Below are 24,297 nucleotides of genomic sequence, written 5' to 3' on the forward strand. Positions count from 1 at the left end.
GAGCTGGCTTGCCAGCGATGAGGCCGGCACTAGCAACCTAGAACTGCGGCGTGTACTTCACGGTAAAGGTGAAGTTGCGTGGGTCACCAAAGTTGTTGTTGCCGTTGAGCTGGTTGTAGGCAGCGATGTAGTAGTGCTTGTCGAACAGGTTGTTGGCATTGAGCGCCAGGCCCACTTCCGGGGTCAGCTGGTACGCCAGGCGCGCGTTCCACACGGCGTAGCCGGGTACGTCGTAGGTATGCTCGTAACCCAGGGTATGGGACTGCGCGGTGAAGCCCAGGCCGGTGCTGACCTTGCTCCAGTCACCCGGCAGTTGGTAGTTACCCCACATGCGCAGCATGTGCTTGGGCGTCCAGGTGCTGAACACCTTGCCCTTGTTGTCCGGGTCTTCGAGGAAGGTCGTGGTGTTGTAGGTGTAGCCGGCGAACAGCTGCAGGCCGCTGAGCACTTCGCCGCTGACTTCGGCTTCGATACCCTGGCTGCGTACCTTGCCGGCGGCGGTGGAGCAGTACCAGTCATCGCAGGCAAAGCCTGAGGCCTTGTCGGTGATCGCGCGGTTTTCCTGGTCGTAGCGGAACACCGCCAGGGAGGTATTGACGCGGCCATCGAGCAGTTCGCCCTTGATGCCCATTTCGTAGTTGCTGCCAATGATCGGCTTGAGCGCCGCGCCGCCGACGGCGCGTTCGGTCTGCGGCACGAAGACGTCGGCGTAACTGGCGTACAGCGACCATTCATGGCTCAGGTCGTAGATGATGCCGACGTACGGGGTAACTTCGCCGCTTTCGGTCATGGTGCTGGTCGGGCTGGCCGAAGGGGCGCGGGTGATGGCGGCATACGTGGTGGAGTCATAGCGGTAGTCGAACCAGCTGACCCGCGAACCCAGCACCAGGGTCAACGGCTCGGCCAGCTTGACCCGCCAGACGCCGTACAGGCCTTTCTGGCGCACGTCATAGCCACTGCTGAAACCACGGCCGTTGGGCTTGGCGAGCAAGCTGTCGTAGCTGATGTCCGGGCGGTGATGGTCGATAGCGAAGATGTTGTCAGTGCTGTCGTTGAAGGTGCGCGCGAACAGGTCATCGGTGGTCAGCTTCGAGTAGTTGCCACCCAGGGTGATTTCCTGCTCGAGGTTGAAGGCGTTGAATTTGCCCTCCACGTACATGTCGGCACCGATCTTGGTAGAGTCGAAATCGGTTACCCAGTCGGCATAGCTGACACCGCTGCCATCGAAGTTGATGGCATCGTCAACGGTCTGTACCCGCTGGTGGGTCGACTTGTTGGTTTCACTCATGCGAATCGCACCAACGTGGAACTTCCAGTCGTCGTTGAAGCGGTGCTCAAGGTCGGCGTACAGGGTGGTGACGTCGATTTCCGAATGGTTCCAGCGCGAGCCGGTAAAGGTCGAACGCGGCACATCCAGGCCGCTGCCGTCGGCATAGCGCGGCAACCCGCGCAGCATCGGCCGCGACTCGGCGTTGGACTGGCTGACCGCGAAGCCCAGGGTGGTGGCCTCGTTCAGGTCGAAGTCCAGCGCGCCGTACAGCGAATGGGTCTTGCTCCATTCGTAGTCGACGAACGAATCGCTCTGGTCCTCGTCCGCCACAAAGCGGCCGCGCACGGTGCCGGCGTCGTTCAGCGGGCCACCGGCGTCCAGTTGCAGGCCGTAATGATCCCAGCTGCCGGCCTTGCCGGTGACGGTCACGGTGGGGGTGTTCTGGCCGCGCTTGCGCACCAGGTTGACGGTGCCGCCCGGGCTGCCGGTGCCTTGCAACAGGCCCGAGGCACCGCGCAGCACTTCCATGCGGTCGAAGAAGATCAGGTCCTGGGTCGCCCAGTTGCCCAGCGAGTAGGTGTTGCGCGGGATCGCCACGCCGTCGTACTGCCAGTCGTCGATCTGAAAGCCGCGCGATGAAATGATCAGGCCCGGGCCTACGCCTTGCAAGCCGACCAGGCCGGTGGTCTGGTTGACCGCGTCCTTGAGGTCGACAATGTTCTGATCGTCCATCTGCTGGCGGGTCATCACCGTGACCGACTGGGGGATTTCCTTGAGCGTATGGCTGCCCTTGCCAATGGTGGTCGCCCGCGCCGCATAGGAGCCCGTGCCCTCGGTAGTGGCCGCATCGACACCGCCGCCGATGCCGCTGATGCTGGTGGCGCCCAGCTCCAGGGCGTTGCCGGTGTCGATGCTCGGCAGCACGCTGAAGTTGCCCTGTTCGGTGACCAGCAACTGCAGGCCGCTGCCGGCCAGGGCTTTTTGCATGGCCTGCACGGCGCTCATCCTGCCGACGATTGCCGGTGCCTGCTTGCCCTGGACCAACGCCGGATCGAGGGAAACGATACGGCCGCTCTGGCTGGCGATGGCATTGAGGGTGCTGGCCAGTGAGGTGGCGGGCAGGTTGAAGCTCAGGGCCTGTTCCTGGGCCTGGGCGGTGCTGGCCAGCGTAGCCAGGGCCACGGCGACAGGAAGGGCGTGGGACCAAGGGTTGAGCACGGAATTCTCCTGATTATGTTGGCGTGTCAGGAGATAGGTGTGATGAGAAATGAAAACCGGACACAAATACGAGTGATTTTCATAAATTATTCTTGACGCTGATTCTTGGCCCGAATCAGCGTCAGCCAGGGGCTGTATTGATCGACCTTGACCGGCAGGGTTTCGGCCAGTGCGGCGAAGGCCCGCTGCGGTTCGTCCAACGGGAATACACCTTGCACGCGCAGCCCGCGAACCTCGGGTTCGACCCGGACAAACCCTCGGTAGTAGGGGCGTAGCGCCTCGACCACGGAGGCGAGGGAATCATCCAGCACATTCAGGCGCCCGCTGAGCCAGTCGGCACGCTGGCGCTCGCCATTGCCCAGGGCCTCGATGCGTTCGCCGCGCAGCAACGCGGCCTGGCCTTCCTGCACCTCCAGCTCGCTGCCGTTGAACAGCCGCGCCCGTACCGAATGCTCAAGCACTACCAGGCGCGTGGCCTCGGCCTCCTGGCTGACCAGAAAGCGCGTGCCGAGGGCGCGCATTTCACCTTGGGCGCTACGCACCCGCAACGGCCGCTGCGGGTCGGCGGCGACCTGGATGATCAGTTCGCCACGGCGCAGGATAACCAGCCGTTGACGGGCATCGAACTGCAGGTCGGCAGCGCTGCCGGCATTCAGGCTGAGCCGGCTGCCGTCGGCCAGGGTGAAGTCCCGGCGCTCGCCCCTGGCTGTGCGCAAATCGGCCAGCAGCGCTTCGCCCATCTCACTGCGCGCACCCAGCCACAGGCCACCGCCGAGCACGCCGATACCGACGAAGGCACGCAGCAGTTCGCGCCGAGAGCCATTGGCTTGCAGCAACAGCTGGCGAGCCTCACCGGCCTGGCCGGGGGCGCGGCGCTCGAAGTTGCGCACGGTCTGGCAGGCACCGCCAAGGCGCTCTTGCAAGTGTGCCCAGGCCTGGGCGTGAGCCGGGTCGCTGCCCAGCCACTGGCTGAAGTCGCTGTGCAACTGGGCGTCGGTGTTGCCCGAACTCAAGCGCACCATCCAGTCGATGGCGGCTTCTGCGCTTGGGTCGAGGCGGCGCGGGTTCATGGCGCCAGCTCACTGAGGTAGCACTGGCTCAGGGCTTGCTTCATGTAGCGGCTGACGGTGCGCTCGGAGAGGTCGAGCTTGCGCGCGATATCGACGTAGCTCATGCCATCGAGCTGGCTGTAGAGGAAGGTGGCCTTGACGATCATCGGCAGGCCGTCGAGCACCCGGTCGATGCTCACCAGTGCCTCGATCAGCAGCAGTTGCTCCTCGGGGGAGGGCGCCAGCGGCTCGGGCAGGGCCGACAAACGTTCCAGGTAGGCCAGCTCCAGCTGGCGACGGCGATGGCGGTCGAAAATCAACCGGCGGGCGATGGTCGACAGGTAGGCGCGCGGCTGCTGGATACTCGCAGGGTCGACCTGGGCCGCGAGCATCTGGCAGAAGGTCTCGGCGGCGGTGTCTTCGGCATCGGCGCGGTTGCGCAGGCGCTTGTGGATATGCTGCAGGAGCCAACGGTGGTGGTCGCTGAAAAAAAAGCCCAGCTTGCGGGTGGAGGAGGTTGGCACCGGTTGGCGTTTCCGAAGGTGTTAGTGTGAATCGTTCTCAATATTACCTGTGCAGTAAGGCAAGGTGCAATCACCTGCAGGGGCGCCGCTTTACAATTTACCTACAGACTGTCCGTGGGGGCAGTTATAGGGTGGCGCCCAGACGAAGCAAGGGAAAGAGAATGGACCTGTCACTCGCGGGCCAGCAGTTCAGTCTGCTGGAACACTTCAAGGACGATACGCGGCTGCGCGCCAGCTTCAACGCCTTGACCCACCAGACGTTCGAGTTCGATTTCGAGCAGTGGTACCAGGATGGCTATTGGGGCGAGGGCTACCAGCCCTGTGCATTGGCCCATGATGGGCGCATCGTTATGACGCTCTATGACGTATTCGCCAGGCAAGCGCTCGACCTGCAGACGCTGATTGCACAGCTCTGCACGCCCCAGACCACGCGGGTGGTGCTGGGGTTTGCGCCGCTGGATGTCAGCGGCTTCGAGGCGCAGCCGCTGGAGTCCGATGACAGCCTGTTCGTGCTGGGCCAGGCCGGCCGGTTCATCGAGGATGCCAGGCTGATGTTTGCGTTGCTGTCACATGCCTGAGCCGCTCAGCTCACCAGCGGCATCAATGGATCGCTTGGTCTCGAGCAGGCCGCCGCTTCAGGGGGCTCGGGCACTTCGGCGAACAAGGTGCGGCCGCGCTCGAACATGCTTTGAAGGTGGGCGCCGGGGTCTGCGCTTTCCGAGTCCAGCAGCAAGGTCGAGCTCAGCACCCGGGCGCCGCAGTAATCGAAGATGCCGTGATCGATCTGGGTCTTCATGGCCTGCTCATAGCCATGCCTGGCATAGGTTGCGGCATCGGCGCCGCCGACGCCGACCAGGTGCACATTGAGGTGCCACAGCCTTTTCACCAGGGGGGCCTGGGGGCTGAAGTCGAAGGCCCAGCCATTGACGAAGACCCGATCGATCCAGCCCTTGAGCAGCGCCGGCATCGACCACCAGTACACCGGATAGATCAGCACCAGGGCATCGCTGCGGTCGATGCGCGCCTGCTCGGCGAGCACATCGGCGGGCGCTGTTGCGCGATGGTGGACCGCGTGGTCGGCAGGGCCGAACAGCGGGTTGAAGCCTTCGCCGTACAGGTCGACGACTTCGGCGCGATCGCCGTTGTGCGCCAGGCCTTCAGCGAACGTGGCCGCCAGGCTGTGGGTCAGCGAGCGCGGATCATGATGAGCGACAACCACAAGTGCGTGCATGGCAAGGACTCCTGCGAATTGCGGGGAAGGGGCATAACTTGTATGCTGGGTATAAGTTACCTTTGGTAAGTTACTTTTGGTAGGTAAGCATGTCAAGCGATCCGCAACCGCGTCGGCGCCTGTCCCGGGAAGACCGTCAGCAGCAGCTCCTGGACGTGGCCTGGCACCTGATCCGTGAGGAGGGTACCGAAGCCCTGACCCTGGGGCGCCTGGCTGAGTTGGCCGGGGTTACCAAACCGGTGGTCTATGACCATTTTGGTACCCGTTCGGGGCTGCTTGCGGCGCTGTATCAGTCCTTTGATGTGCGCCAGACGGCGGTGATGGATGCCGCCCTGGCCGCCAGTGAGCCGACGCTTGAAAGTACCGCTGCGGTGATTGCCAGCTCCTACGTCGACTGCGTCTTGACCCAGGGCCGGGAGATTCCCGGGGTGATCGCCGCGCTGGCCAGCTCGCCGGAGCTTGAGCAGCTCAAGCGCGAGTACGAGGCGGTGTTCATGGGCAAATGCCGGGCGCTGCTGGAGCCGTTCAGTGGCCGTGGCGAGATTGGCGTCGCGGGATTGCGGGCGATGATCGGCGCGGCCGAGGCGTTGTCTCATTCTGCGGCGAACGGTGAGATTACGGCGGAGCAGGCGCAGCAGGAGTTGTTCGAGACCATCAAGGCGATGGTTGTGCGCAGTTAAATTGCATCGCGGGGCAAGCGCCGCTCCCACAGGCTGCAGAGCACACCTGTAGGAGCGGGCTTGCCCCGCGATAGGGCCTGTCAAATAGATGAGTAATATGGACATTCAAGCAATCAAACAACGCCTGGCCAAACCCGCCACGCGCTTTTTCGCCGGTGGTTTTCGCCCCAGTAACAGCGATGAAGAAAGCTGGCTCGGCCGGGTATTCTTCTACCGCCCGGATGAGGGCGTACCGACCAACGCCGACGGCGAGCCGCTGTTGCCCGTGGCCCAGTTCCACCTGCCGAGCCTGCCGTTCAGCAGCCCGGCGCTCAAGGGCATCCGCACCCTCACCCTGTTCGTCGGCTATCCCTTCCCGGATCAGTTCGAAGCCATGGGCAACAATTGGTTGATCCGGGAATACCGCGCTGACGATGAGCTGGTGCGCAAGGACCTGCCGGTCGCCAATTCCTTCCTCAAGGCCTTCCCCTTGCGGGCTGAAAAACTCGACGAGGACTATCCGCTGTGGGATGGCGCGGGCGTGCCGGACGACCTGGTCGAGGAAATCCTCAAGTTGGAACGGGCAGGGGACATCGAGAGCTACTACGAAGTGACCACGCACGCCTACGAGCACAAGATCGGCGGCTATCCGTCGTTCTGCCAATCGGGCGTCGACCCTGGCGAAGGTTTCGAGTTCGTCTTCCAGATTTCATCCGATGCCAAGATCAACCTCAACGTGGTCGACAGCGGTAGCCTGATGTTCTGGAAGCATCGCGACAGCGGCGAGTGGGCGCTCTATTACGACTTCTATTGAGCTAGTGTGACTTGCCCTTACGCGGCTTGTAGAACAGAAACTCACGGGTCTCGGCCGTTCGGGCATAGCTTTTCGACCAGTCCGGCCGCACGTGCCGGTCGTGGAAGTACAGGGCGCCGCCGGTGCGATCAGGCAATTGCCTGTTCAGGGCCTTGCGGGCGATCTCCTTGGCCAGGGTGTAGCGCACCTCTTCCTGGACATCGTCCGAGCGGCCATCGCACCACCAGGAAAACTGGCAGGCGCCTTGCTCCGAGCCTTGCTTGACCACACCACAGACCGAATCGGGAAAGCCCGCGTGGCCGACCCGGTTCATCACCACATTGGCCACCGCTTCCATATCCTCGGCTTTACCGCCCTTGGATTCCCAGTAGATGCTGCGCGCAAGGCAGGTGATGGCGTCATCCAGCGCTGCTGCACCGGCCGGGTCGACGGCCTGGACTTCGGTCCTGGTGATGGCTTGGGACCTGGGCGCGGGTGGCGCATCGGGGTTGCTGGCGGCTTTTTGCTCCAGCACCTGGGCTTTTTCTTCGGCCTCCCGGGCCTGGTTTTGCGCAGCGGCACTATCCGCCAGGAGCAGGGCGAGAGCAAGGCAAGTGATGAGAATGGCAAGGCGCATGGTCAGCCCCTTTCACTGCTAACCCGTCGAATTGAATGCCGGCCTGTAGCTATCGCCAGCGGCGCCCTGCAGTTGAGCGCCCTCTATTGAATCGACAACACGGCCGACCAATCATTCCAACCGACCACCAGCAGGTTTTGCTGCCCAGGCACTGCCCGCTGACGGACAAATCGCGCATCATGGGCACAGTCCGTTCAAGGGAGATTTACATGCGCGTCATCTCATCCGTTGTGCACCTGGCGGCTGTGTCGCTGGGGCTGGCGTTTACCGTGACGGCCCAGGCCAGTGACGAGTCGCAGCTGGTCGAGTCGATCAACGCCTACCGCAGCCAGGCCCAGCGCTGCGCCGGCCAGGCTTCGATGGAATTGCCGCCGCTGGCCAGCGATCCGCGCCTGGTGTTGCCGGCCAACAGCATGGGCGACCTGCGCGCGGTCCTGGCGCAAAAGAGCTACCCGATGGTCAACGTCCAGGCCATCAGCCTGTCTGGGCCGCGGGATGCGCAGTCGGCCATGAAGGCGGTGCAGGAGAGTTTCTGCCAGGTAGTGCTCGACCCGCAATTCGTCGATGTCGGGGTCAGCCGCGAGGGCCGCGATTGGCGCATCGTCCTGGCGCGGCCGTTGCTGGCCGGGCGTCTGGGCGACTGGCAGGCCGAAGGGCAGAAGGTCCTGGAGATGATCAACAGCGCACGCGGCCAGGCGCGCCAGTGCGGCGGCCAGCCATTCAACGCCACCACGCCGTTGGCCTGGAACGCCACCCTGGCCGGCGCTGCCGAGAGCCACACGCGGGGAATGGCCAACAACAATGTCTTTGACCACAAGGACCGCGACGGCCGTACCCCGGGCGATCGTGCCGAGCTTGCCGGGTATGCCGGCCAGCAGGTCGGCGAGAACATCGCCGCCGGGCAAGACACCCCGCGCAAGGTGGTCGATGGCTGGCTGGCCAGCCCCGGCCACTGCGCCAACCTGATGAACCCGCTGTTCAGCGAGCTGGGCGCGGCCTACGCGGTCGACCCCAAAAGCGATGCCGGGATCTACTGGACGGCGATGTTCGGCGCGCCGTAAGGCGCCTTAGTGCTCAAGCCCGGCACGCTTGAGCAGCTGCTTGCAGCGCTCGGACAGGTGCACCACGCGCAGGTGCTTGCCGTTGTTGCTGTAGCGCTCGCGCAGGGTCTTGAGCGCGGCAATCGCCGAGTAGTCAACGACGTTCAGGTGGCGGCAGTCGAGGGTCACCTGGGCCGGGTCATTGGCCGGGTCGAACTGGTTGAGGAACGGCGTGGTCGAAGCGAAGAACAGCGTGCCATGGACCTTGTAGAGCTTGCTGCCGTCGCTTTCGTCATGGCTGTCGGCATACAGTTCGCGGGCCTGTTGCCAGGCAAAATTGAGCGCAGCGATGACGATGCCGCACAGCACTGCCGCAGCAAGGTCGGTGAACACCGTCACCAGGGTCACGGCGATGATCGCCAGGACATCGTTGACCGGCACCTTGTGCAGCACCCGCAATGACGCCCACGAGAAGGTCTGCTGGGCGACCACGAACATCACTCCCACCAGCGCCGCCAGCGGAATACGCTCGATCAGCGGCGACAGAAACAGCACGAACATCAGGATCATCACCCCGGCGACCACGCCCGACAGCCGCCCGCGGCCGCCGGAGCTCAAGTTGATCGCGGTCTGGCCGATCATCGCGCAACCGCCCATGCCGCCGAACAGCCCGGAGGTCATGTTGGCTACGCCCAGCGCTACGCACTCACGGTTGGGGTGGCCGCGGGTTTCGCTGATCTCGTCGGTGAGGTTGAGGGTCAGCAGGGTTTCCAGCAGGCCGACCAGGGCCATGAGCAGCGCGTAGGGGGCGATGACCTGCAGGGTCTCGAGGTTCCACGGCACCTGCGGCCAGTTCAAGGCCGGCAGGCCCCCGGCGATGTGCGCCAGGTCGCCGAGGGTGCGGGTCGGCAGGTCGAGCAGGTAGACCCCGACGCCCATGCCAAGGATCGCGATCAACGCCGGCGGCACGCTGCGGGTCAGGCGTGGCAACAGGTAGACGATGGCCATGGTCAGTGCCACCAGCCCCAGCATCAGGTACAGCGGCGCACCGCTGAGCCAGGCGCCATCGGCCTTGAAGTGCTCAAGCTGGGCCAGGGCAATGATGATCGCCAGGCCGTTGACGAAGCCGAGCATCACCGAATACGGCACCATGCGCACCAGCTTGCCCAGGCGCAGCAGGCCGAAGGCGATCATGATCAGCCCGCCGAGCAGCACGGTGGCCAGCAAGTATTGCACGCCGTGGGTGACCACCAGGGCGACGATAACCACGGCCATGGAGCCGGCCGCGCCGGAAATCATCCCTGGGCGGCCACCGAGCAGGGCGGTCAGGGTGCAGATAATGAAGGCGCCATACAGGCCCATCAACGGGTTGAGGTGGGCCACCAGGGCGAAGGCGATGCACTCGGGCACCAGGGCGAAGGCTGTGGTGAGTCCTGCCAGGACATCGGTGCGTAGCGGGGTTGTTCTCATGACCTACCTGAAGAGCGGCCCGGCAGCGGGGTGCCGTCGGGAAAAAAGCGAGGGATGCTACGTAATTTCCCGATCGCAAGCCAGCGCCCTGGCCGATATCCTGCAGCTTGCACACATGACAATATTCTTCCCTGCTGAGCGATCCGCATAAGAGGCAGGCCGCTGAGGATGGCGGCAGTGCCGGCGATTTTCAAATGGAGGTGAAACCCAGTGAAGTTCCGGGTGATCGAAGCGCACCGAAGTGAATACCCCGAGCCCATTACCTTTGCCAAGGGGGCGCCACTGAGCATCGGCGAGCGCTATGACGGTGAGGAGGGGTGGGACAATTGGTACTGGTGCAGCACCGCCGGGCAATCGGCTGGCTGGGTGCCGGGGCAGGTGATTGAGCGGCTTGGCGATGATCAGGGCATTGCCTTGGAAGACTACTGCGCCCGGGAGCTGGAGGTGCAGGCCGGTGATTGCCTGGTGGGTGGCCGGCAGTTGAACGGGTGGGTATGGTGTAGCAAGGGGCGCGCGTCGGGGTGGGTGCCGTTGCAAGTGTTGCAGGTGATATGAGGGGCCGCTTCGCGCCCCATCGCCAGCAAGACCGGCTCCCACAGTGGACCTGCATGCACAATCCCTGTGGGAGCTGGCTTGCCGGCGATGGGCTGCGCAGCAGCCCCGATGCACACTCAGCCCATCGCCGCCAGCATCAGCTCCAGGTTCTGCACCGCCGCGCCCGAAGCGCCTTTGCCGAGGTTGTCGAACACCGCCGTCAGCAGCACCTGGCCATGCTGCTCATTGGCAAACACGGCCAGGCGCAGGTCGTTGCTGTCGTTGACCGCTTGCGGGTCCAGTTGCACCGCCGACGCACCTAGCTGCAGCGGCGCCACCTGCACATACCGGGCACCGTGGTACTGTTCAGCCAGGCACGCCTGCACATGCGCGGCAGTCACGCCCGCCGGCAGCAGCCGGGTCTGCAGGGCAATGGTCAGCACAATGCCCTGACGGTAGCTGCCATAGCTGGGTACGAACACCGGCCGTTGCGACAACCCGGCATGCTGCGCAATCTCCGGCACATGCTTGTGATCCAGGTGCAAGCCATACACCCGCACACCCTGGGCCGCCTGCGCATCCGGCCCTTCATGCTGCTCGACCGCCGCACGGCCACCACCGGAGTAACCCGACACCGCGTTCACGGTCAGCGGATAGTCCGCCGGCACCAGCCCTGCGCTGACCAACGGCCGCAACAAGGCGATGGCGCCAGTGGGGTAGCAACCGGGGTTGCTGACCCGCTTGGCCCGGGCGATGCGCTCGGCCTGTTGTTCATCCAGCTCCGGCAAACCATAGACCCAACCCGCGCTGGTGCGGTGCGCGGAGCTGGCGTCGATCACGCGCACGTGCGGGTTGACGATGGCCGCCACGGCTTCACGGGCGGCATCGTCCGGCAGGCAGAGGATCGCCACGTCGGCGCTGTTGATCGCTTCGGCGCGCCGCTGCGGGTTCTTGCGCTCGGCCGCCGGCAGGGTCAGCAGGCGCAGGTCGTTGCGGCCGTTCAGGCGAGCGTGGATTTGCAGGCCGGTGGTGCCTTGGTCGCCGTCGATAAAGACTAGGGGCTGGTGCATGGATGCTCTCGTGCAAAGGCTACAAATGAGCGGCCATCTTCACCTGCGGCTGGACGAAAGAAAATTTGAATATCATGATGCTCAGCTTCACTTTTTCTGAATGCCAAGCCCATGCGTGAAATCAGCCTCGACCGGCTGCGTACCCTGGTGGTGATCGCCGACCTTGGCTCCTTCGCCCAGGCGGCGCGGGCGCTCAACTTGGCGCCGCCCACGGTCAGCCTGCACATTGCCGACCTCGAGGCGCGCATCGGCGCGCCGTTGCTGTCGCGCAAACGCGGGCAGGTCCGCCCCACGGCCATCGGTGAAACCCTGCTCGAACGCGCCCGGCGCCTGCTGGCCGATGCCGAACAGGCGCTGGATGATGTCCAGCGTCAGGTCCAGGGCCTGGCCGGGCGGGTGCGCCTGGGCGCCTCGACCGGCGCCATCGCCCATTTGCTGCCGCAGGCACTGGACCTCCTCGGCGTGCAGCACCCGGGCATCGACGTCCAGGTACAGGTGCTGACTTCCAGCGAATCGCTGGCCCGCCTGCAGGACGGCAGCCTCGACATCGGCCTGGTGGCACTGCCGCAAGCGGCGATCAAGGGCCTGGCGATACGCCCGTGGCGGCGCGACCCGATCATGGCCTTCGTCCCCGCAAGCTGGTCGCCGCCGGCGCGCATCAGCCCGGCCTGGCTGGCCAGCCGCGCCTTGATCCTCAACGACAGCACTACCCAACTGTCGCGGGTCACCAACGACTGGTTCGCCAGCGCCGGCCTGCAACCGCAAGCGCGCATCCAGCTCAACTACAACGATGCGGTGAAAAGCCTGGTAGCGGCGGGTTACGGCGCGACCTTGCTGCCCCATGAGTCGGCAGCGCCGGAACCGGACGGGCGAATCAGCATGCGCCCGCTGCGCCCGGGTCTGTGGCGGCACCTGGGCATCGCCTGCCGCCAGGGCGAGGTGGAGCAGGGCACCCAGTACGTGCTGCAGGTGCTGATGAGCCAGGTGGCGAAGGCCGGCTAGACCAGCCGCAGCCCGCGACCACCGTCCAGCCATGGCCCTTCACCCAGGCGCTCGAGGGCCAGGGCCCGCGCCTTGCGGCTGAGCTGGTCGAGGTGGCGGTCGCGCTGTTTCTCGGCATCGACCATGGCCCGCTTGCCGTGTTGCTTGAGCAGGTAGCTGTGAATCTGCTGCACTTCCAGGGTGCGGTAGATCGGTGCGATGTCCAGCACCGCCGCCATGCCGGCGCTGGCCTGGGCGCGGGTGTTCATCAACACCTGCGGGCCACGTGCGCCAATCACCTGAAAGCCCAGGGCCTCGAAGACCGGCACCTTGCTTGCCACGCAGCCAAGCTCGGCATGCGGGTAGCGTGCGGTCATCTGCGCCAGCATGGCGCGGGCGATGCCCTGGTGCCGGTGGCTGGCCTGCACGGCAAGGTAGGCGACCGAGCACGCCAGGGGATCATCCGTGAGTGGCAGGTACAACAGGAAGCCCACCACCTGCTCGGGATCGTCGAGGTCCATGGCCACGATCAGCTCGACCGGAATGCCACGCGAGCCGTCCATGGCCTCCAGGTACAGATGCACTTCGAAACCGATGCCGTATTGGTACAGGCTGTACAGCGGGTTGCTCGGTGGCAGGGCGACGCTGCTGATGTCGGTCAGGTAGTCGACCACCATCTGCAGGATCTGGCTTTTGATCGGCTCCGCGGGCGGGGCGACGAAGTGGTGGAGGACGGGCATCGGTAGGGGGGACTCCAGGCAGAAACGGCAATGGCGCGATTCTACCGTGCGGGCCAGCCATCCGTCCCTTCGCCGTGCGATTGGGGGGTAGCTGGCTGGCCGGCGATGGGGTTAGCCTTTTTCTCGCTTGCGCAGCGTCGTCACCGTCTCGCCTCCCACGCCCCAGTTATCGGTATTGACTTCCTCGATCACCACGAAGGTCGACGCCGGTGGTTTGTTCAACACCCGCTCGAGCATCTCGGTGGTCTGTTCGATCAACTGCTGCTTCTGCTCGCGGGTGACGCCTTCATCGGTCACGCGAATATGGACATACGGCATGCTTGTTTCCTCTGTGTGATTTACCAGGTACCCGTCGCCGAACCACCGTCCACGGCAATCACCGTGCCGGTGACAAAAGTCGAGTCCGTCAGGTAGAGCACTGCGTCGACCACATCCTCTGGCGAGCCGACCTGCCCGGTGGGCGCCAGGGCTTTGAGGGCCTCGCGGGTCTGCGGGTCATCGCCATGCAGTGGGGTATCGATGATCCCCGGGGCCACGGCATTGACCTGCACCTGCGACGGCGCCAGTTCCAGGGCCAGAGCACGCACCGCCTGGTTGATGCCGCCCTTGATCAGCACCGGCAGCAGCGCCGGCACCTTGATGTTCGGCTGCAGGGCGATGGAGGCGGTGATGTTGACGATATGCCCGGCGCCGTTGTTGGCCATGTGCCGGGCTGCGGCCTGGGCCGGGTAGAAGAAACCCTTGAGGTTGGTGTCGACGATGGCTTCAACCTCGGCTTCGGTGTAGTCGGCGACCGGTTTGGCAATGAAGATCCCGGCGTTGTTGACCAGGATATCGACCTTGCCGAAGGCTTCGATGGCTTGCTCGAACAGCTTGCGCGCCGTTTGCGGCAGGGCAATATCACCTTCGACCAGCAACAGGTTGGCCGGGTTGCCGAGCTTGGCGGTAGCCTCTTGCAGGCGGGCGAGGGTGCGGGCGTTGCCGACCACATTGTCGCCGCGCTCAAGGTAAGCCTTGGCGATGGCAAAACCCAGGCCGCTCGAGGCGCCGGTTACGATGACAGTCTTGGCGGTGTGCATGGTCAGTCTCCAGTGGGCCAGGCAGGGTTGCCGGGCAGGTGAGGCAGACTTTAATTTGCAAGCAGGTATTGAAAAATGGTGTGCATGGAATTTGAATTGATACTCCATGTAATCAATTGAGCCGTCATGACCCGCCATTTCGACGACCTTCAACTGGGCAGTATCGAGCTGTTCTGCCTGGCTGCCGAAACCAGCAGCTTTACCGGCGCGGCGACCCTGGCCGGGGTGACGCCGGCGGCGGTCAGCCGTTCGGTGGCGCGCCTGGAAGAACGCCTCGGCGTGCGCCTGTTCGTGCGCACCACCCGGCAGATGCGCCTGACCGACGGCGGGCGCCGCTACTACGAGCAGTGCCGCCAGGCCCTGAGCCAGCTGGTGGATGCCGAGCGTGCGCTCAGCGGTGGCCAGGCCGTGCCGTCCGGGCTGCTGCGCATCAGCGTGCCGACGCCCTATGCCCACTTTCGCTTGCTGCCCAGGCTGGCCGGGTTCCGCCAGTTGTATCCGCAGGTGCAGATCGACATTCACGTCAGCAACCGCAACATCGACTTTGCCGATGAAGGCTACGACCTGGCCATTCGCGGCCGCGAGCCGGCCGACTCGCGTCTGATCGCCCGGCGCCTGGAAGACGCCGAGCTGGTGATCGTGGCGACGCCGCAGTACCTGCGTGAAGCGGGCACGCCGCAGACGCCGCATGACCTGGCCACTCACCAGTGCATTCAGTTCGAACTGCCCAGCAGTGGGCGCAAGGTGCCCTGGTCGTTCATGGTCGACGGCAAGCGCGTGGAGCTGGAGGTGGCCGGTGGCATCACCTGCCTGGAAGACTTTCTCGCCACCGCCACTCTGGTCAAAAGCGGCGCGGGGTTGATGCAGGCGTATCGCTTTACTGTGCAGCAGGAGCTCGACAGCGGCCAGCTGCTGGAAGTGCTGACGCCCTATGGCGGCACTTCACGGCCGTTCATCCTGCTGTACCCTCATGCCCGCCATGTGCCGCTACGGGTTCGGGCCTTCATCGATTTCTTGACTCAGGGTGCAGGTGCCTGAAGCGTTAGCCTTTGGCTTTTTTCAGGCTTTTCATCCGTTGGGTGGCGCGTTGCACAGCAGCCATTTTTTCCGGGCGCTTCATGCGCTTCCATTTGCGGATGTCGTCCTTGCTGCGGCCGCAACTCAGGCACAGGTCGCCGCTTAGTTGGCACACGGCGATGCAGGGGTTCTCGATGTCCTTGGCCATGTGTCAGCCTCGTTTTTCGACGTCGAACTGCACGTGGGGTGCAAGCGGGCGCAATTCGACGTCGGCGTCCTGCAACGCTAAAGCAGTCAGCTCGATCATCCGCTCACCTTGCCCGCTGGCCAGGGCGTGGTCTTTGGCGGCCCGGCTTTCGAATACCCAGATCACCTGCAAACTGGAAGGGAAGCGGGTGTAGTCGACCAGGTGAGTGAGCCAGGCAAAACCGACCATTTCGGCCTTGGCGGTCTCGCAGGCATTGGTCAGGGTAGCGACCAGACGGCGGTCAAGCTGCGCCTGTTCGCGTTTGCTCATTGGCATGGGATGAGGAGCCTCGTGGAAGGGCGGGCAGATCATACGCTATTTGCCCACGCCTACTATGCTTGTGGGCCATCGCCCTCAGCCAGTGAGCACCGCCTTGGCCCTTTCGCCGTGATCGAATGGCTGATGAAGCATCCGGCAACCACCGGCAAGGTTGGCATCACCGGCTTTTGCTATGGTGATGGTCTGATCGCGGGTCCAGCACCAACCCTGTGGGAGCGGGCTTGCCCGCGATCGAGCGCGAAGCGCTCGTAATTCAGGCAAACCTGGTGTGCTGGCTGTACCGGCCTCATCGCTGGCAAGCCAGCTCCCACAGGGGTGGTGTGTACAGTTCCATTGTGGGAGCGGGCTTGCCCGCGATCGAGCGCGAAGCGCTCGCAGTTCGGGCGTTACTGAACGTTGTTCAGCTTGACCACATCACCCGATACCTTGGTGGTGTAACCGGTCAGAACCCAGGCCCAGAACCAGTTTTCCTGGACCTGGGTGTTGATCATCGCATCGCCGCCCTTGGCCTTGATCGCGGCATTTTGCGCACGGACAAAGCGGCTGTTCTGGCGCACCGGGATGATGCCCAACACCAGCAAGCCGGTGGCGCTCGCTTCGCTGTGGCCGATCACGGTGTACTGGTCGGCGTTGTACTGCTGGGTTTTCATCGGGGTGCCGGTGCAACCTGCCAGGGCCAGGACGAACAGGCCGCAGGCGACAACTTTGCTCAGGTTTTTCACTGCATAACTCCATGACAATTGGCCCGGGATCCATCTCTCGAGCGGCGCGTACTGTACCGGATCAGCCAGGATGACGCTCGTCTGCTGACGCGCGGGCCAGCGCTGCGCGGCGTAAAATAACGGGTTGCGACACTCCTCGGGAGAAGCAGCCATGAAAATCGTCGTGATCGGTGGTACCGGCCTGATCGGCACCCAGTTGTGCAACAACCTGCGCGCCAACGGCCACAAGGTGCTCGCCGCCTCGCCCCGGACCGGCGTCGACACCCTCACCGGCGAAGGCCTGGAACAGGCGCTGCAGGGCACCGACGTGGTGGTCGATGTCGCCAATTCACCGTCTTTCGAAGACGCCGCCGTGCTGGCATTTTTCCAGACCTCGGGGCGCAACCTGCTGGCCGCGGAACAGAAGGCCGCGGTTGGTCACCACATCGCCCTGTCGGTGGTCGGCACCGAACGCATGCAGGACAGCGGTTACTTTCGCGCCAAGCTGGCCCAGGAGCAACTGATCAAGGCCTCGAACAGGCCCTACACCATCCTGCGTGCCACGCAGTTTTTCGAGTTCATGGGCGCCATTGCCTATTCCGGCGCCGAAGGCAACTGCGTGCGCCTGGCCAACGCCACCTTGCAGCCGGTGGCCTCATCGGACGTGGCCCTGACCCTGGCCAACCTCGTCGAGCAAGCGCCGGCCAACCGCACCCTGGAAGTCGCCGGCCCCGATCGCCTGCCGCTGGCCGATTTCGTGCGCAGCTACCTGCAGCACAATCAAGATGCCCGGGAAGTCATTACCGACCCTGCGGCCACCTATTTTGGCGCACCGATCAATGACTGTTCGTTGACCCCGGATGCCGGTGCCATCGTTGGCTCGCTGCACTTTCAGACCTGGCTGAAAACCACCGCCGTGCAACGCTGAGCCAGGCGCTGTATCGACCTGCCTCTATGGGCACGGCGCTACCTCTGCCCGACAAAATCCGTCTTTGCGCGCCACACCGGCCACAGGTCGCGGCCCAGCGCCCAGTGACCTTGCCCGGCCAGCACGCGCACACCACCGACCCAGCGTTCGGAGGCCTGCTGGTCAAGCCAGTAGGCCTGGCCCGCCAGCACCTGCTCGCCCAAAGGGGTGAGGCTCAAAGGCCGACGCGGCCATTCCAGCTCAGCCTGGGCTTCGTTGAGCAGCGGCGTGGGCGAATCGATCAGCGGGCGCAGCAAGGCGTGGAACATCATGTCGCCCAGATAGGGCAGCGGCTCGCGCTTGCCCATCAATTCGGCAAACACCCGGCCGAACGGCACCTGGCCGAATTCGCTGATGATCTGCAGCGCCAGGCGTTCGCTGAGCGACAAGCCATCGTCCACCCCGGGCAGCTCCTGCAGCTGGCGCAACAGCGCAGGGGCGAGCAAGGGCAGGGCCAGGTCGTGCCGATGGGCCAACTGTGCCCAGGCCTGCGGCGACGGTGCGCAATACGCGGCCCAGGCCTCGCGCGCCAGTTGCAGCATTGGCGCGTCCACTGCCCGGCGCTGCGGCCACAACCAGGCCAGCACGTCCGGGGCCAATTGGCCGATGCCGATAAAGCGTTCGACCCCGGGCATGCGGTCGATCTCGATCAGCTCCAGGCGCTGCGGCGGGTTGTGCAGCCCGGCCAGCACGCGGATCAAAAACAACTGGTCATAGGCATCCGCCTCGCACCAGAGCACCGCGCCAGGGCAGCCGTCGAGCCGGGCCAGGGCCGCGTATTCATCCTCCATCTTGCGCTGCACCTGCACCTGCTCCAGGCCATAGGCCTGGCTGATGTAGTCGCAGCGCAGGGTGCGGTACGGCGCTGTCGGCAAATCACGCACCGGGCCCATGACCAGAGGGTCGCTGAGCATGTGGAAGGCGCCGGTGAACCCGGCCAGGCGCAAGCTGTGGCTGATGTCGTTGCCGCAGCGCCAATGCTGGGTAGCGGCTTCGTCATCGGCAGCGAATTGCCGGTGGCGGGCGGCAAAATCGATGGCGTCGATATGCGCCTTGAGCGTGGGCCAACTGGCAAAGCCCAGGTCGCGGGCGATCAGCCACTGGGCATCGGCCAGGCGGGGTGAGGCCGGAGCAGGGCTGAGCAGTGCCAGCTGTGCGGGTGCGGCACCCGAGCGTAGGCGCTGGAGCAGCTCTTTGGCGCGTTTGCGTTGTTGTTCGAGGTTGATGCGCCCGTCATGGGACGGCGACGACAGTCGAGCGGACATACGAACTCCTTGTGCGAGCCTTGTCCGCTGTCAGGCCGGGAGTCGTAGACAAGAATGTGGGGTGTACAACCTGGGCGCAGCCCTTTCCGCGGACGGGTGGCGTGGATGACGCCGGCTGCGACTATAGGCCCGTTACAAGGCAAAAGGCAACGTGAGCCGGGCCCCGGGTGCTGGCGGCGATTCGCTGCACAATGACCAACCCCTGCCGCCGCACGGAACGAACCGATTACCCTGCACATTGCCTTGTCCGTAACCAGGCAGAGGCGCTTCGTCGTGCGCATCGAATATTATTTGACATATTTGATTTGTGATCACATATTCGGATCACAAGAACGACAACACAGGCTTTTCCCATGACCGATCGTCCCGTCCTGTTGCCGGCCCTGCGTCAGGTGTCCCGCGATACCCTGCAAGACCAGGTCTACCGGCAAATCCGCGAAGCGCTGATGAGCGGGCGCTTTCAGCCCGGGCAGAAACTGACCATCCGTGGCCTGGCCGAAGCGCTGGGTTCCAGCCCCATGCCGGTACGCGAAGCCCTGCAGCGCCTGAGCGCCGAAAACGCTTTTGAAGTCACCGAAACCTCGCGCTTGCGGGTGCGGGTGATGACCACCGAACGCCTGCGCGAAATCCGCGACGCCCGGGTCGCCCTCGAAGGTTTGTTGGCCGAGAAGGCCGTGGCCCATCTCACGGATGCTGATCTGGCCGAAATCACCGAGCTGTGCAGGCAGATGCAGGCCGCCGCCGACAAGGTCGATGTGCCGGCTTACCTGTGGGGCAACTTCGCCTTTCACCGGCGCATCTATGCCGTGGCCCAGGCCGAGCTGACCGTCGCCGCAGTGGAGAATTTCTGGCTGCACATGGGCCCCTGCTTTGCCCTGGTCGCCCCGGACAAAGCCCATCTGCAACGCTCGATGCAAGCCCACGACCGCATTGTCGCCGCCCTGGCCGGCCGCGATGCGGCGGCTGCGCGGGCAGCGGTGACCGACGACATCATGCAGGCCGCCGATTCCCTGGCGCGTTTGCTGCTAAACAACGACCGTGCGCGGTCTGTTTCAGGAGTGAAAAAAGCATGAGCGTTCTCAAGCGTCTGCTGCCGTATCCGGGCCTGCGCGTGTTGATCTCCGGCGGTGCTGCCGGTATCGGTGAAGTGCTGGCGGCGGCCTATCTCGAAGCTGGCGCCCGGGTGCATGTCTGCGATGTCAGCGAAGCGGCCCTGGCGGCGTTTCGTGATCGCTACCCGGGCAGCGTCGCCACCCGCGCCGATGTCGGCGATGCGGCGCAGGTTGCGGCGGTGTTCAAGGTCCAGCGCGAGCAGTTCGGCGGACTCGATGTGCTGGTCAACAACGCCGGCATTGCCGGGCCCACCGCCGGTATCGACGCCATCAGCGACGACGATTGGCAGCGCACCCTCGACATCAACCTCACCGGGCAATACCGCTTTGCCCACCACGCGGTGCCACTGCTCAAGGACTCGCCCAACGCCCACCTGCTGCACATCGCCTCGGTGGCCGGGCGCCTCGGCTACGCCTGGCGCACGCCTTACGCGGCGAGCAAATGGGCCATCGTCGGCCTGATGAAGTCCCTGGCTGCGGAGCTGGGCGAGAGCGATATCCGCGTCAACGCCTTGCTGCCCGGCATCGTCGAAGGCCCGCGCATGGACGGGGTGATTCGTGATCGTGCCGCGCAAGTGGGCGTGCCCGAAGCGGTGATGCGCAAGGAGTACCTGAACAAGATTTCCCTCAAGCGCATGGTCAGCGCGCAAGACGTCGCCGCCATGGCCTTGTTTCTCTGTTCACCGGCCGCCCGCAACATCACCGGGCAAGCCATCAGCGTCGATGGCAACGTCGAATACCTCTGAGCAACACCCGCGCTTTTACCGCACTGCTTTCTCACCAAGAATAAAAACGGAGAATACGCATGTCCAAGAAACGCCCGGTCGTCATCACCTGCGCCGTCACCGGTGCTATCCACACGCCGTCGATGTCGCCACACCTGCCGGTCACCCCGCAGGAAATCGCCGACGCGGCCATTGGCGCCGCCGAGGCAGGCGCCTCGATCGTCCACCTGCACGCCCGTGACCCGTTCGACGGCAAACCCAGTCAGGATGTCGAGCTGTTTCGCCAGTTCCTGCCGCAGATCAAGGCGCAAAGCGATGTGGTGATCAACATCACCACCGGCGGTGCGCCGACCATGGGCGTTGAAGAGCGCCTGCAACCGGTGGCCCAGCTCAAGCCGGAGCTGGCTTCGCTGAACATGGGCTCGATGAACTTCGGCCTGTACGAAATGCTCGAACGCTTCACCGAGTTCAAGCACGACTGGGAGCGGCCGTACCTGGAAGAGAGCGACGACCGCATCTTCCGCAACACCTTTCGCGACATCACCTACATCCTCAATGCCTGCGCCGAGAACCGCACGCGCTTCGAGATCGAGTGCTACGACATCGGCCACCTCTACACCGCCGCGCATTTCCTCCAGCGCGGCTTGCTCAAGGCGCCGCTGTTCATCCAGTCGGTATTCGGCTTGCGTGGCGGCATCGGCGGCCACCCCGAGGACCTGGCGCACATGCGTCGTACCGCTGACCGCCTGTTTGGCGACAACTACGAGTGGTCGGTCCTCGGCGCCGGGCGCAACCAGATCCCGCTGGGCACCATGGGCCTGGCGATGGGCAGCAACGTGCGCGTGGGCCTTGAGGACTCGCTGTGGGATGGCCCGGGCAAACTGGCGGCGTCCAACGCCGACCAGGTCAAGCGCATCCGCACAGTGATCGAAGCGCTCGGCGGGCGGGTCGCCAGCCCCGACGAGGCGCGGGAAATGCTCAACCTCAAGGGCCGCTACGCAGTCGACTTCTAGCTTGCCTGCCTGCCCCGGCCGGCGTTGGCCGGGGCCTTCCCACCGCTGCCGTCACACTAGAGATTGGTGCCATGACCATTACCCGATCGCCCGAAGAACTGACTGTGCCCCGTGATCCTGCAACCCTCAACCGGTTGCTGTTCGTCAAACTCATGCCACTGCTGATTGCCGCCTACGTGCTGAGCTTTCTCGACCGCACCAACATCGCCCTGGCCAAGCATCAACTGGATGTCGACCTGGGGATTTCCGCGGCTGCCTACGGGTTGGGCGCCGGGTTGTTTTTCCTCACCTATGCGCTGTCGGAGGTGCCCAGCAACCTGATCATGCACAAGGTCGGCGCGCGCTTCTGGATTGCCCGGATCATGGTGACCTGGGGCCTGATCTCCGCAGCCATGGCCTTCGTCCAGGGCGAGACCTCGTTCTACGTGCTGCGCCTGTTGCTGGGTATCGCCGAGGCCGGCCTGTTCCCCGGGGTGATGCTCTACCTGACCTACTGGTTCGGCCGCGAGCAACGCGCCCGCGCCACCGGTTACTTCCTGCTCGGCGTGTGTTTTGCCAACATCATCGGCGGGCCGCTGGGCGCCGCGCTGATGCAGTTGGACGGCCTGATGGGCTGGCACGGCTGGCAGTGGATGTTCATGCTCGAAGGCCTGCCGGCGGTGTTCTTCGCCTACGTGGTATGGAAGAAACTGCCCGACCGACCGAGCAAGGCTCCATGGCTGAGCCCGGCAGAAGCCGAGCAGATCGAGCGCCAGTTGGCCAGCGAGGCCGAGGAGGGCGCGGGCCACAGTGGGCATTCATTCAAGCAATGCCTGACGCCGCAGGTCCTGTTGGCGATCTTTGTCTACTTCTGCCACCAGATCACCATCTACACGGTGATCTTTTTCCTGCCGGGCATCATCGGCAAGTACGGTGACCTGAGCGTGGTGCAGATCGGCTTTCTCACCTCCTTGCCCTGGCTTGCGGCGGCGGCAGGGGCGATCGTCTTGCCGCGTTTTGCCAGCAGCGCGCAGCGGGCGCGGCGGATTCTGGTCAGCGGTTTGCTGACCATGGCCCTGGGCCTGGCCATCGCCTCCCAGGCGGGGCCGGTGATCAGCCTGCTGGGCTTTTGCCTCTCGGCAGTGATGTTCTTTGTCGTGCAGTCGATCATCTTCCTGTACCCGGCCTCGCGCCTGAAAGGCGCGGCGCTGGCGGGCGGCTTGGGGTTCGTCAACTCCTGCGGGCTGCTGGGCGGGTTCTTCGGGCCGTCGCTGATGGGCATGATCGAGCAGAGCACCGGCAATGCCGTGAACGGCCTGAAGTTCATCGCCGTGGTGCTGGTGGTGGCGGCGTTGGCGGCGCTGCGTTTGCGCCAGGGGCATGAGCGTAAAAGCGCGAAGGGGGGAGCGCTCAACGACGCGCAGCGCCAATCTGCCTGAGGTTTTCACAGATACATTTGTGGGAGCTGGCTTGCCAGCGATGAGGCCAGTGCAGTCAGCACATGAAGTGTTGACTGGATTACGACCGCTGCGCGCTCGATCGCGGGCAAGACCCGCTCCCACAGGATGGGCGCAGTACCTGTAGGCGCGGGCTTGACCCGCGATGAGGCCATCCCAGACAACACACCGCTTGACAGCCAACCCCCATCTCGTTTCCAATCCTCACCCTCAGATCCACCACCCCTCATTATTTAGGTGAAGCCAGTGCCCCACGCCAACCAACACGCCTGATGCCGACGACGGACGTTTAAGCCTGTTGGTGCCTGCCTGCGCACGCACTTTCACCTGCCCGCTGTCGTCGGTTTTCCCCCTTTTGGAGAAGACCCATGACACTCGATATCCGCGAGCTCGCGCAGCTCGACCTGTATAAATACCCGCGCACTCCGCACCTGCAAAGTTCTCGCCTGCAAGCCGGCGATAGCGATCATGACCAGTTGTCCTATAGCCGCTTGAACGGCCAGTACGTGGTGGTCGAGGAAAAACTCGACGGCGCCAATGCCGCGATCAGTTTTTCCGCCGCCGGCGAGCTGCTGTTGCAGTCCCGTGGCCATTACCTGGCTGGCGGCAGCCGCGAGCGCCAGTTCAGCCAGTTCAAGCAATGGGCGGCCTGTCATGAAGATTGGCTGCTCGAGCACCTGGAAGACCGCTACGTGCTGTTTGGCGAGGTGATGAGCAAGCGCCACAGCGTGTTCTACGACCAGTTGCCGCACCTGTTCTTCGAGTTCGATATCTGGGACCGCGAGGAGCAGGTGTTCCTCTCCACGGCGCGGCGCCAGCAGTTGCTCGCGGGCGGCCCGGTGCTGTCGGTGCCGGTGCTGTTCGAAGGCATTGCGCCGCCACGGCTGAAAGACTTGCTCGCCCTGGTCGGTCATTCCCAAGCCAAGTCGCGGCGCTGGAAGGACGCCTTCGCCGAGGTCATCGCCCGCCAGCAACTGGACTTTGCCAAGGCCTGGAACCAGGGCGACCGCTCTGACCTGATGGAAGGCCTGTACCTGAAAATCGAGACCGCCGAACACACCACCGGGCGGATCAAATGGGTGCGCCACGACTTCGTCCAGGCCATCCTCGAAGCCGATGAACACCACCTGCGCCAGCCGTACATCCCCAATCTGCTGGCAGCCGGTGTCGACCTGTATGCGCCCGAGCCCCAGGTCACCTGGGCCAGCCTTGCGGCGGCCGCACAAGGAGTTGAATGATT

At 64.3% G+C, this 24,297-nt stretch carries 27 protein-coding genes and 1 pseudogene; 14 read left to right on the plus strand and 14 right to left on the minus strand.

The genetic code is table 11. The features are described 5' to 3' along the window. Window positions 1–37: 37 nt before the first annotated feature. The 3 genes from UW3_RS0121450 to UW3_RS0121460 form a co-directional block, all read right to left on the minus strand. The gene (locus UW3_RS0121450) at window positions 38–2,488 is read right to left on the minus strand and encodes a TonB-dependent siderophore receptor (protein WP_010225515.1); all 2,451 of its coding nucleotides are present in this window, start codon (window positions 2,486–2,488) and stop codon (window positions 38–40) included. A gap of 86 nt (window positions 2,489–2,574) precedes the next feature. Then, window positions 2,575–3,558 carry a FecR domain-containing protein gene (locus UW3_RS0121455; protein ID WP_010225517.1) on the minus strand — a complete coding sequence of 328 codons (984 nt, stop codon included), beginning with the start codon at window positions 3,556–3,558 and terminating at the stop codon, window positions 2,575–2,577. Further along, window positions 3,555–4,061 carry a sigma-70 family RNA polymerase sigma factor gene (locus UW3_RS0121460; RefSeq protein WP_010225519.1) on the minus strand — a complete coding sequence of 169 codons (507 nt, stop codon included), beginning with the start codon at window positions 4,059–4,061 and terminating at the stop codon, window positions 3,555–3,557. The genes UW3_RS0121455 and UW3_RS0121460 overlap by 4 nt, the downstream gene beginning before the upstream one ends. 161 nt (window positions 4,062–4,222) lie before the next feature. Here UW3_RS0121460 and UW3_RS0121465 point away from each other — a divergent pair, with 161 nt between their 5' ends. Beyond that, the gene (locus UW3_RS0121465; protein ID WP_010225520.1) at window positions 4,223–4,639 is read left to right on the plus strand and encodes a hypothetical protein; all 417 of its coding nucleotides are present in this window, start codon (window positions 4,223–4,225) and stop codon (window positions 4,637–4,639) included. A gap of 5 nt (window positions 4,640–4,644) precedes the next feature. Here the strand turns inward: UW3_RS0121465 and UW3_RS0121470 are convergent, their stop codons facing one another. Then, window positions 4,645–5,292, minus strand: a complete 648-nt coding sequence (locus UW3_RS0121470) for an NAD(P)H-dependent oxidoreductase (protein WP_010225523.1) — start codon at window positions 5,290–5,292, stop codon at window positions 4,645–4,647. A gap of 89 nt (window positions 5,293–5,381) precedes the next feature. Here UW3_RS0121470 and UW3_RS0121475 point away from each other — a divergent pair, with 89 nt between their 5' ends. Next, window positions 5,382–5,972 (plus strand): TetR/AcrR family transcriptional regulator, encoded by a 591-nt coding sequence (locus UW3_RS0121475; protein WP_010225524.1) that lies wholly within the window; start codon window positions 5,382–5,384, stop codon window positions 5,970–5,972. Window positions 5,973–6,069: 97 nt separating this feature from the next. Beyond that, a complete protein-coding gene (locus UW3_RS0121480; protein WP_010225526.1) occupies window positions 6,070–6,765 on the plus strand; it encodes a DUF1963 domain-containing protein in 696 nt (231 codons plus the stop codon). 1 nt (window position 6,766) lies between these two features. Here the strand turns inward: UW3_RS0121480 and UW3_RS0121485 are convergent, their stop codons facing one another. Further along, window positions 6,767–7,381, minus strand: a complete 615-nt coding sequence (locus UW3_RS0121485; RefSeq protein ID WP_010225528.1) for a cell wall hydrolase — start codon at window positions 7,379–7,381, stop codon at window positions 6,767–6,769. Window positions 7,382–7,590: 209 nt separating this feature from the next. On the opposite strand from UW3_RS0121485, the gene UW3_RS0121490 reads away from it, so the two are divergent. Beyond that, window positions 7,591–8,442: a CAP domain-containing protein gene (locus UW3_RS0121490; RefSeq protein ID WP_010225530.1), complete on the plus strand. Its 852-nt coding sequence runs from the start codon at window positions 7,591–7,593 to the stop codon at window positions 8,440–8,442. Between the two features lie 6 nt (window positions 8,443–8,448). Here the strand turns inward: UW3_RS0121490 and UW3_RS0121495 are convergent, their stop codons facing one another. Beyond that, a complete protein-coding gene (locus tag UW3_RS0121495) occupies window positions 8,449–9,891 on the minus strand; it encodes a SulP family inorganic anion transporter (RefSeq protein WP_010225531.1) in 1,443 nt (480 codons plus the stop codon). A 210-nt stretch (window positions 9,892–10,101) separates the two neighbouring features. Between UW3_RS0121495 and UW3_RS0121500 the strand changes: the two genes are divergently transcribed. Beyond that, on the plus strand, window positions 10,102–10,446 hold the full coding sequence (locus tag UW3_RS0121500) for an SH3 domain-containing protein (RefSeq protein WP_010225532.1): 345 nt from the start codon (window positions 10,102–10,104) through the stop codon (window positions 10,444–10,446). Between the two features lie 116 nt (window positions 10,447–10,562). Here the strand turns inward: UW3_RS0121500 and argC are convergent, their stop codons facing one another. Further along, the gene (gene argC, locus UW3_RS0121505) at window positions 10,563–11,495 is read right to left on the minus strand and encodes an N-acetyl-gamma-glutamyl-phosphate reductase (protein ID WP_010225533.1); all 933 of its coding nucleotides are present in this window, start codon (window positions 11,493–11,495) and stop codon (window positions 10,563–10,565) included. A gap of 111 nt (window positions 11,496–11,606) precedes the next feature. Here argC and UW3_RS0121510 point away from each other — a divergent pair, with 111 nt between their 5' ends. Next, entirely contained in the window at window positions 11,607–12,497 is an 891-nt protein-coding gene (locus UW3_RS0121510) for a LysR family transcriptional regulator (RefSeq protein ID WP_010225534.1), read from the plus strand. On the opposite strand, the gene UW3_RS0121515 is transcribed toward UW3_RS0121510, so the two are convergent. From UW3_RS0121515 to UW3_RS0121525, 3 genes are all read right to left on the minus strand, one after another. Further along, window positions 12,494–13,216 (minus strand): GNAT family N-acetyltransferase, encoded by a 723-nt coding sequence (locus UW3_RS0121515; protein ID WP_010225535.1) that lies wholly within the window; start codon window positions 13,214–13,216, stop codon window positions 12,494–12,496. The two genes, UW3_RS0121510 and UW3_RS0121515, sit on opposite strands and share 4 nt — an antisense overlap. Window positions 13,217–13,327: 111 nt before the next feature. Next, window positions 13,328–13,534: a tautomerase family protein gene (locus UW3_RS0121520; RefSeq protein ID WP_010225536.1), complete on the minus strand. Its 207-nt coding sequence runs from the start codon at window positions 13,532–13,534 to the stop codon at window positions 13,328–13,330. A 20-nt stretch (window positions 13,535–13,554) separates the two neighbouring features. After that, window positions 13,555–14,295: an SDR family NAD(P)-dependent oxidoreductase gene (locus UW3_RS0121525; RefSeq protein WP_010225537.1), complete on the minus strand. Its 741-nt coding sequence runs from the start codon at window positions 14,293–14,295 to the stop codon at window positions 13,555–13,557. A gap of 126 nt (window positions 14,296–14,421) precedes the next feature. Between UW3_RS0121525 and UW3_RS0121530 the strand changes: the two genes are divergently transcribed. After that, complete coding sequence (locus UW3_RS0121530) at window positions 14,422–15,333, plus strand: LysR family transcriptional regulator (protein WP_010225539.1); 912 nt, start codon at window positions 14,422–14,424, stop codon at window positions 15,331–15,333. Window positions 15,334–15,337: 4 nt separating this feature from the next. Here UW3_RS0121530 and UW3_RS0121535 read toward each other — a convergent pair whose 3' ends face one another. Next, complete coding sequence (locus tag UW3_RS0121535) at window positions 15,338–15,520, minus strand: DUF1289 domain-containing protein (protein WP_010225542.1); 183 nt, start codon at window positions 15,518–15,520, stop codon at window positions 15,338–15,340. Between the two features lie 3 nt (window positions 15,521–15,523). Then, a complete protein-coding gene (locus UW3_RS27470) occupies window positions 15,524–15,835 on the minus strand; it encodes a hypothetical protein (protein WP_050990031.1) in 312 nt (103 codons plus the stop codon). A 105-nt stretch (window positions 15,836–15,940) separates the two neighbouring features. Here UW3_RS27470 and UW3_RS28795 point away from each other — a divergent pair. Beyond that, window positions 15,941–16,024: pseudogene (locus tag UW3_RS28795) on the plus strand (CocE/NonD family hydrolase); the annotation flags it as partial. A gap of 200 nt (window positions 16,025–16,224) precedes the next feature. Here the strand turns inward: UW3_RS28795 and UW3_RS0121545 are convergent. Next, window positions 16,225–16,560: a hypothetical protein gene (locus tag UW3_RS0121545; protein ID WP_010225545.1), complete on the minus strand. Its 336-nt coding sequence runs from the start codon at window positions 16,558–16,560 to the stop codon at window positions 16,225–16,227. Window positions 16,561–16,711: 151 nt separating this feature from the next. Here UW3_RS0121545 and UW3_RS0121550 point away from each other — a divergent pair, with 151 nt between their 5' ends. After that, entirely contained in the window at window positions 16,712–17,467 is a 756-nt protein-coding gene (locus tag UW3_RS0121550; protein ID WP_010225548.1) for an SDR family oxidoreductase, read from the plus strand. 38 nt (window positions 17,468–17,505) lie between these two features. Here the strand turns inward: UW3_RS0121550 and UW3_RS0121555 are convergent, their stop codons facing one another. Next, window positions 17,506–18,771 (minus strand): DUF1835 domain-containing protein, encoded by a 1,266-nt coding sequence (locus UW3_RS0121555; RefSeq protein ID WP_010225550.1) that lies wholly within the window; start codon window positions 18,769–18,771, stop codon window positions 17,506–17,508. 353 nt (window positions 18,772–19,124) lie between these two features. On the opposite strand from UW3_RS0121555, the gene UW3_RS0121560 reads away from it, so the two are divergent. The 5 genes from UW3_RS0121560 (at window position 19,125) to UW3_RS0121580 (ending at window position 24,295) form a co-directional block, all read left to right on the plus strand. Next, the gene (locus UW3_RS0121560) at window positions 19,125–19,844 is read left to right on the plus strand and encodes a GntR family transcriptional regulator (protein WP_010225552.1); all 720 of its coding nucleotides are present in this window, start codon (window positions 19,125–19,127) and stop codon (window positions 19,842–19,844) included. Next, window positions 19,841–20,629: an SDR family oxidoreductase gene (locus tag UW3_RS0121565; RefSeq protein WP_010225554.1), complete on the plus strand. Its 789-nt coding sequence runs from the start codon at window positions 19,841–19,843 to the stop codon at window positions 20,627–20,629. The genes UW3_RS0121560 and UW3_RS0121565 overlap by 4 nt, the downstream gene beginning before the upstream one ends. 59 nt (window positions 20,630–20,688) lie before the next feature. Next, a complete protein-coding gene (kce, locus tag UW3_RS0121570; RefSeq protein WP_010225556.1) occupies window positions 20,689–21,621 on the plus strand; it encodes a 3,5-dioxohexanoate:acetyl-CoA acetone transferase in 933 nt (310 codons plus the stop codon). A 71-nt stretch (window positions 21,622–21,692) separates the two neighbouring features. Further along, window positions 21,693–23,039 carry an MFS transporter gene (locus UW3_RS0121575; RefSeq protein ID WP_010225558.1) on the plus strand — a complete coding sequence of 449 codons (1,347 nt, stop codon included), beginning with the start codon at window positions 21,693–21,695 and terminating at the stop codon, window positions 23,037–23,039. Between the two features lie 386 nt (window positions 23,040–23,425). Continuing rightward, complete coding sequence (locus UW3_RS0121580; protein WP_010225561.1) at window positions 23,426–24,295, plus strand: RNA ligase family protein; 870 nt, start codon at window positions 23,426–23,428, stop codon at window positions 24,293–24,295. Window positions 24,296–24,297: the final 2 nt, after the last annotated feature.

It is taken from the genome of Pseudomonas donghuensis, from assembly GCF_000259195.1.
Taxonomy (GTDB): domain Bacteria; phylum Pseudomonadota; class Gammaproteobacteria; order Pseudomonadales; family Pseudomonadaceae; genus Aquipseudomonas; species Aquipseudomonas donghuensis.

What these genes read in the sequence shown, in the direction of transcription:
- UW3_RS0121455 (WP_010225517.1), bottom strand. Translation starts at nt 3,558, where the DNA reads ATGAACCCGCGCCGCCTCGACCCAAGCGCAGAAGCCGCCATCGACTGG.
- UW3_RS0121520 (WP_010225536.1), bottom strand. Translation starts at nt 13,534, where the DNA reads ATGCCGTATGTCCATATTCGCGTGACCGATGAAGGCGTCACCCGCGAG.
- UW3_RS0121525 (WP_010225537.1), bottom strand. Translation starts at nt 14,295, where the DNA reads ATGCACACCGCCAAGACTGTCATCGTAACCGGCGCCTCGAGCGGCCTG.
- UW3_RS0121575 (WP_010225558.1), top strand. Translation starts at nt 21,693, where the DNA reads ATGACCATTACCCGATCGCCCGAAGAACTGACTGTGCCCCGTGATCCT.
- UW3_RS0121550 (WP_010225548.1), top strand. Translation starts at nt 16,712, where the DNA reads ATGAAAATCGTCGTGATCGGTGGTACCGGCCTGATCGGCACCCAGTTG.
- UW3_RS0121535 (WP_010225542.1), bottom strand. Translation starts at nt 15,520, where the DNA reads ATGGCCAAGGACATCGAGAACCCCTGCATCGCCGTGTGCCAACTAAGC.
- UW3_RS0121475 (WP_010225524.1), top strand. Translation starts at nt 5,382, where the DNA reads ATGTCAAGCGATCCGCAACCGCGTCGGCGCCTGTCCCGGGAAGACCGT.
- UW3_RS0121485 (WP_010225528.1), bottom strand. Translation starts at nt 7,381, where the DNA reads ATGCGCCTTGCCATTCTCATCACTTGCCTTGCTCTCGCCCTGCTCCTG.
- UW3_RS0121580 (WP_010225561.1), top strand. Translation starts at nt 23,426, where the DNA reads ATGACACTCGATATCCGCGAGCTCGCGCAGCTCGACCTGTATAAATAC.
- UW3_RS0121465 (WP_010225520.1), top strand. Translation starts at nt 4,223, where the DNA reads ATGGACCTGTCACTCGCGGGCCAGCAGTTCAGTCTGCTGGAACACTTC.
- UW3_RS0121560 (WP_010225552.1), top strand. Translation starts at nt 19,125, where the DNA reads ATGACCGATCGTCCCGTCCTGTTGCCGGCCCTGCGTCAGGTGTCCCGC.
- argC (WP_010225533.1), bottom strand. Translation starts at nt 11,495, where the DNA reads ATGCACCAGCCCCTAGTCTTTATCGACGGCGACCAAGGCACCACCGGC.
- UW3_RS0121490 (WP_010225530.1), top strand. Translation starts at nt 7,591, where the DNA reads ATGCGCGTCATCTCATCCGTTGTGCACCTGGCGGCTGTGTCGCTGGGG.
- kce (WP_010225556.1), top strand. Translation starts at nt 20,689, where the DNA reads ATGTCCAAGAAACGCCCGGTCGTCATCACCTGCGCCGTCACCGGTGCT.
- UW3_RS27470 (WP_050990031.1), bottom strand. Translation starts at nt 15,835, where the DNA reads ATGCCAATGAGCAAACGCGAACAGGCGCAGCTTGACCGCCGTCTGGTC.
- UW3_RS0121565 (WP_010225554.1), top strand. Translation starts at nt 19,841, where the DNA reads ATGAGCGTTCTCAAGCGTCTGCTGCCGTATCCGGGCCTGCGCGTGTTG.
- UW3_RS0121510 (WP_010225534.1), top strand. Translation starts at nt 11,607, where the DNA reads ATGCGTGAAATCAGCCTCGACCGGCTGCGTACCCTGGTGGTGATCGCC.
- UW3_RS0121515 (WP_010225535.1), bottom strand. Translation starts at nt 13,216, where the DNA reads ATGCCCGTCCTCCACCACTTCGTCGCCCCGCCCGCGGAGCCGATCAAA.
- UW3_RS0121530 (WP_010225539.1), top strand. Translation starts at nt 14,422, where the DNA reads ATGACCCGCCATTTCGACGACCTTCAACTGGGCAGTATCGAGCTGTTC.
- UW3_RS0121470 (WP_010225523.1), bottom strand. Translation starts at nt 5,292, where the DNA reads ATGCACGCACTTGTGGTTGTCGCTCATCATGATCCGCGCTCGCTGACC.
- UW3_RS0121480 (WP_010225526.1), top strand. Translation starts at nt 6,070, where the DNA reads ATGGACATTCAAGCAATCAAACAACGCCTGGCCAAACCCGCCACGCGC.
- UW3_RS0121555 (WP_010225550.1), bottom strand. Translation starts at nt 18,771, where the DNA reads ATGTCCGCTCGACTGTCGTCGCCGTCCCATGACGGGCGCATCAACCTC.
- UW3_RS0121495 (WP_010225531.1), bottom strand. Translation starts at nt 9,891, where the DNA reads ATGAGAACAACCCCGCTACGCACCGATGTCCTGGCAGGACTCACCACA.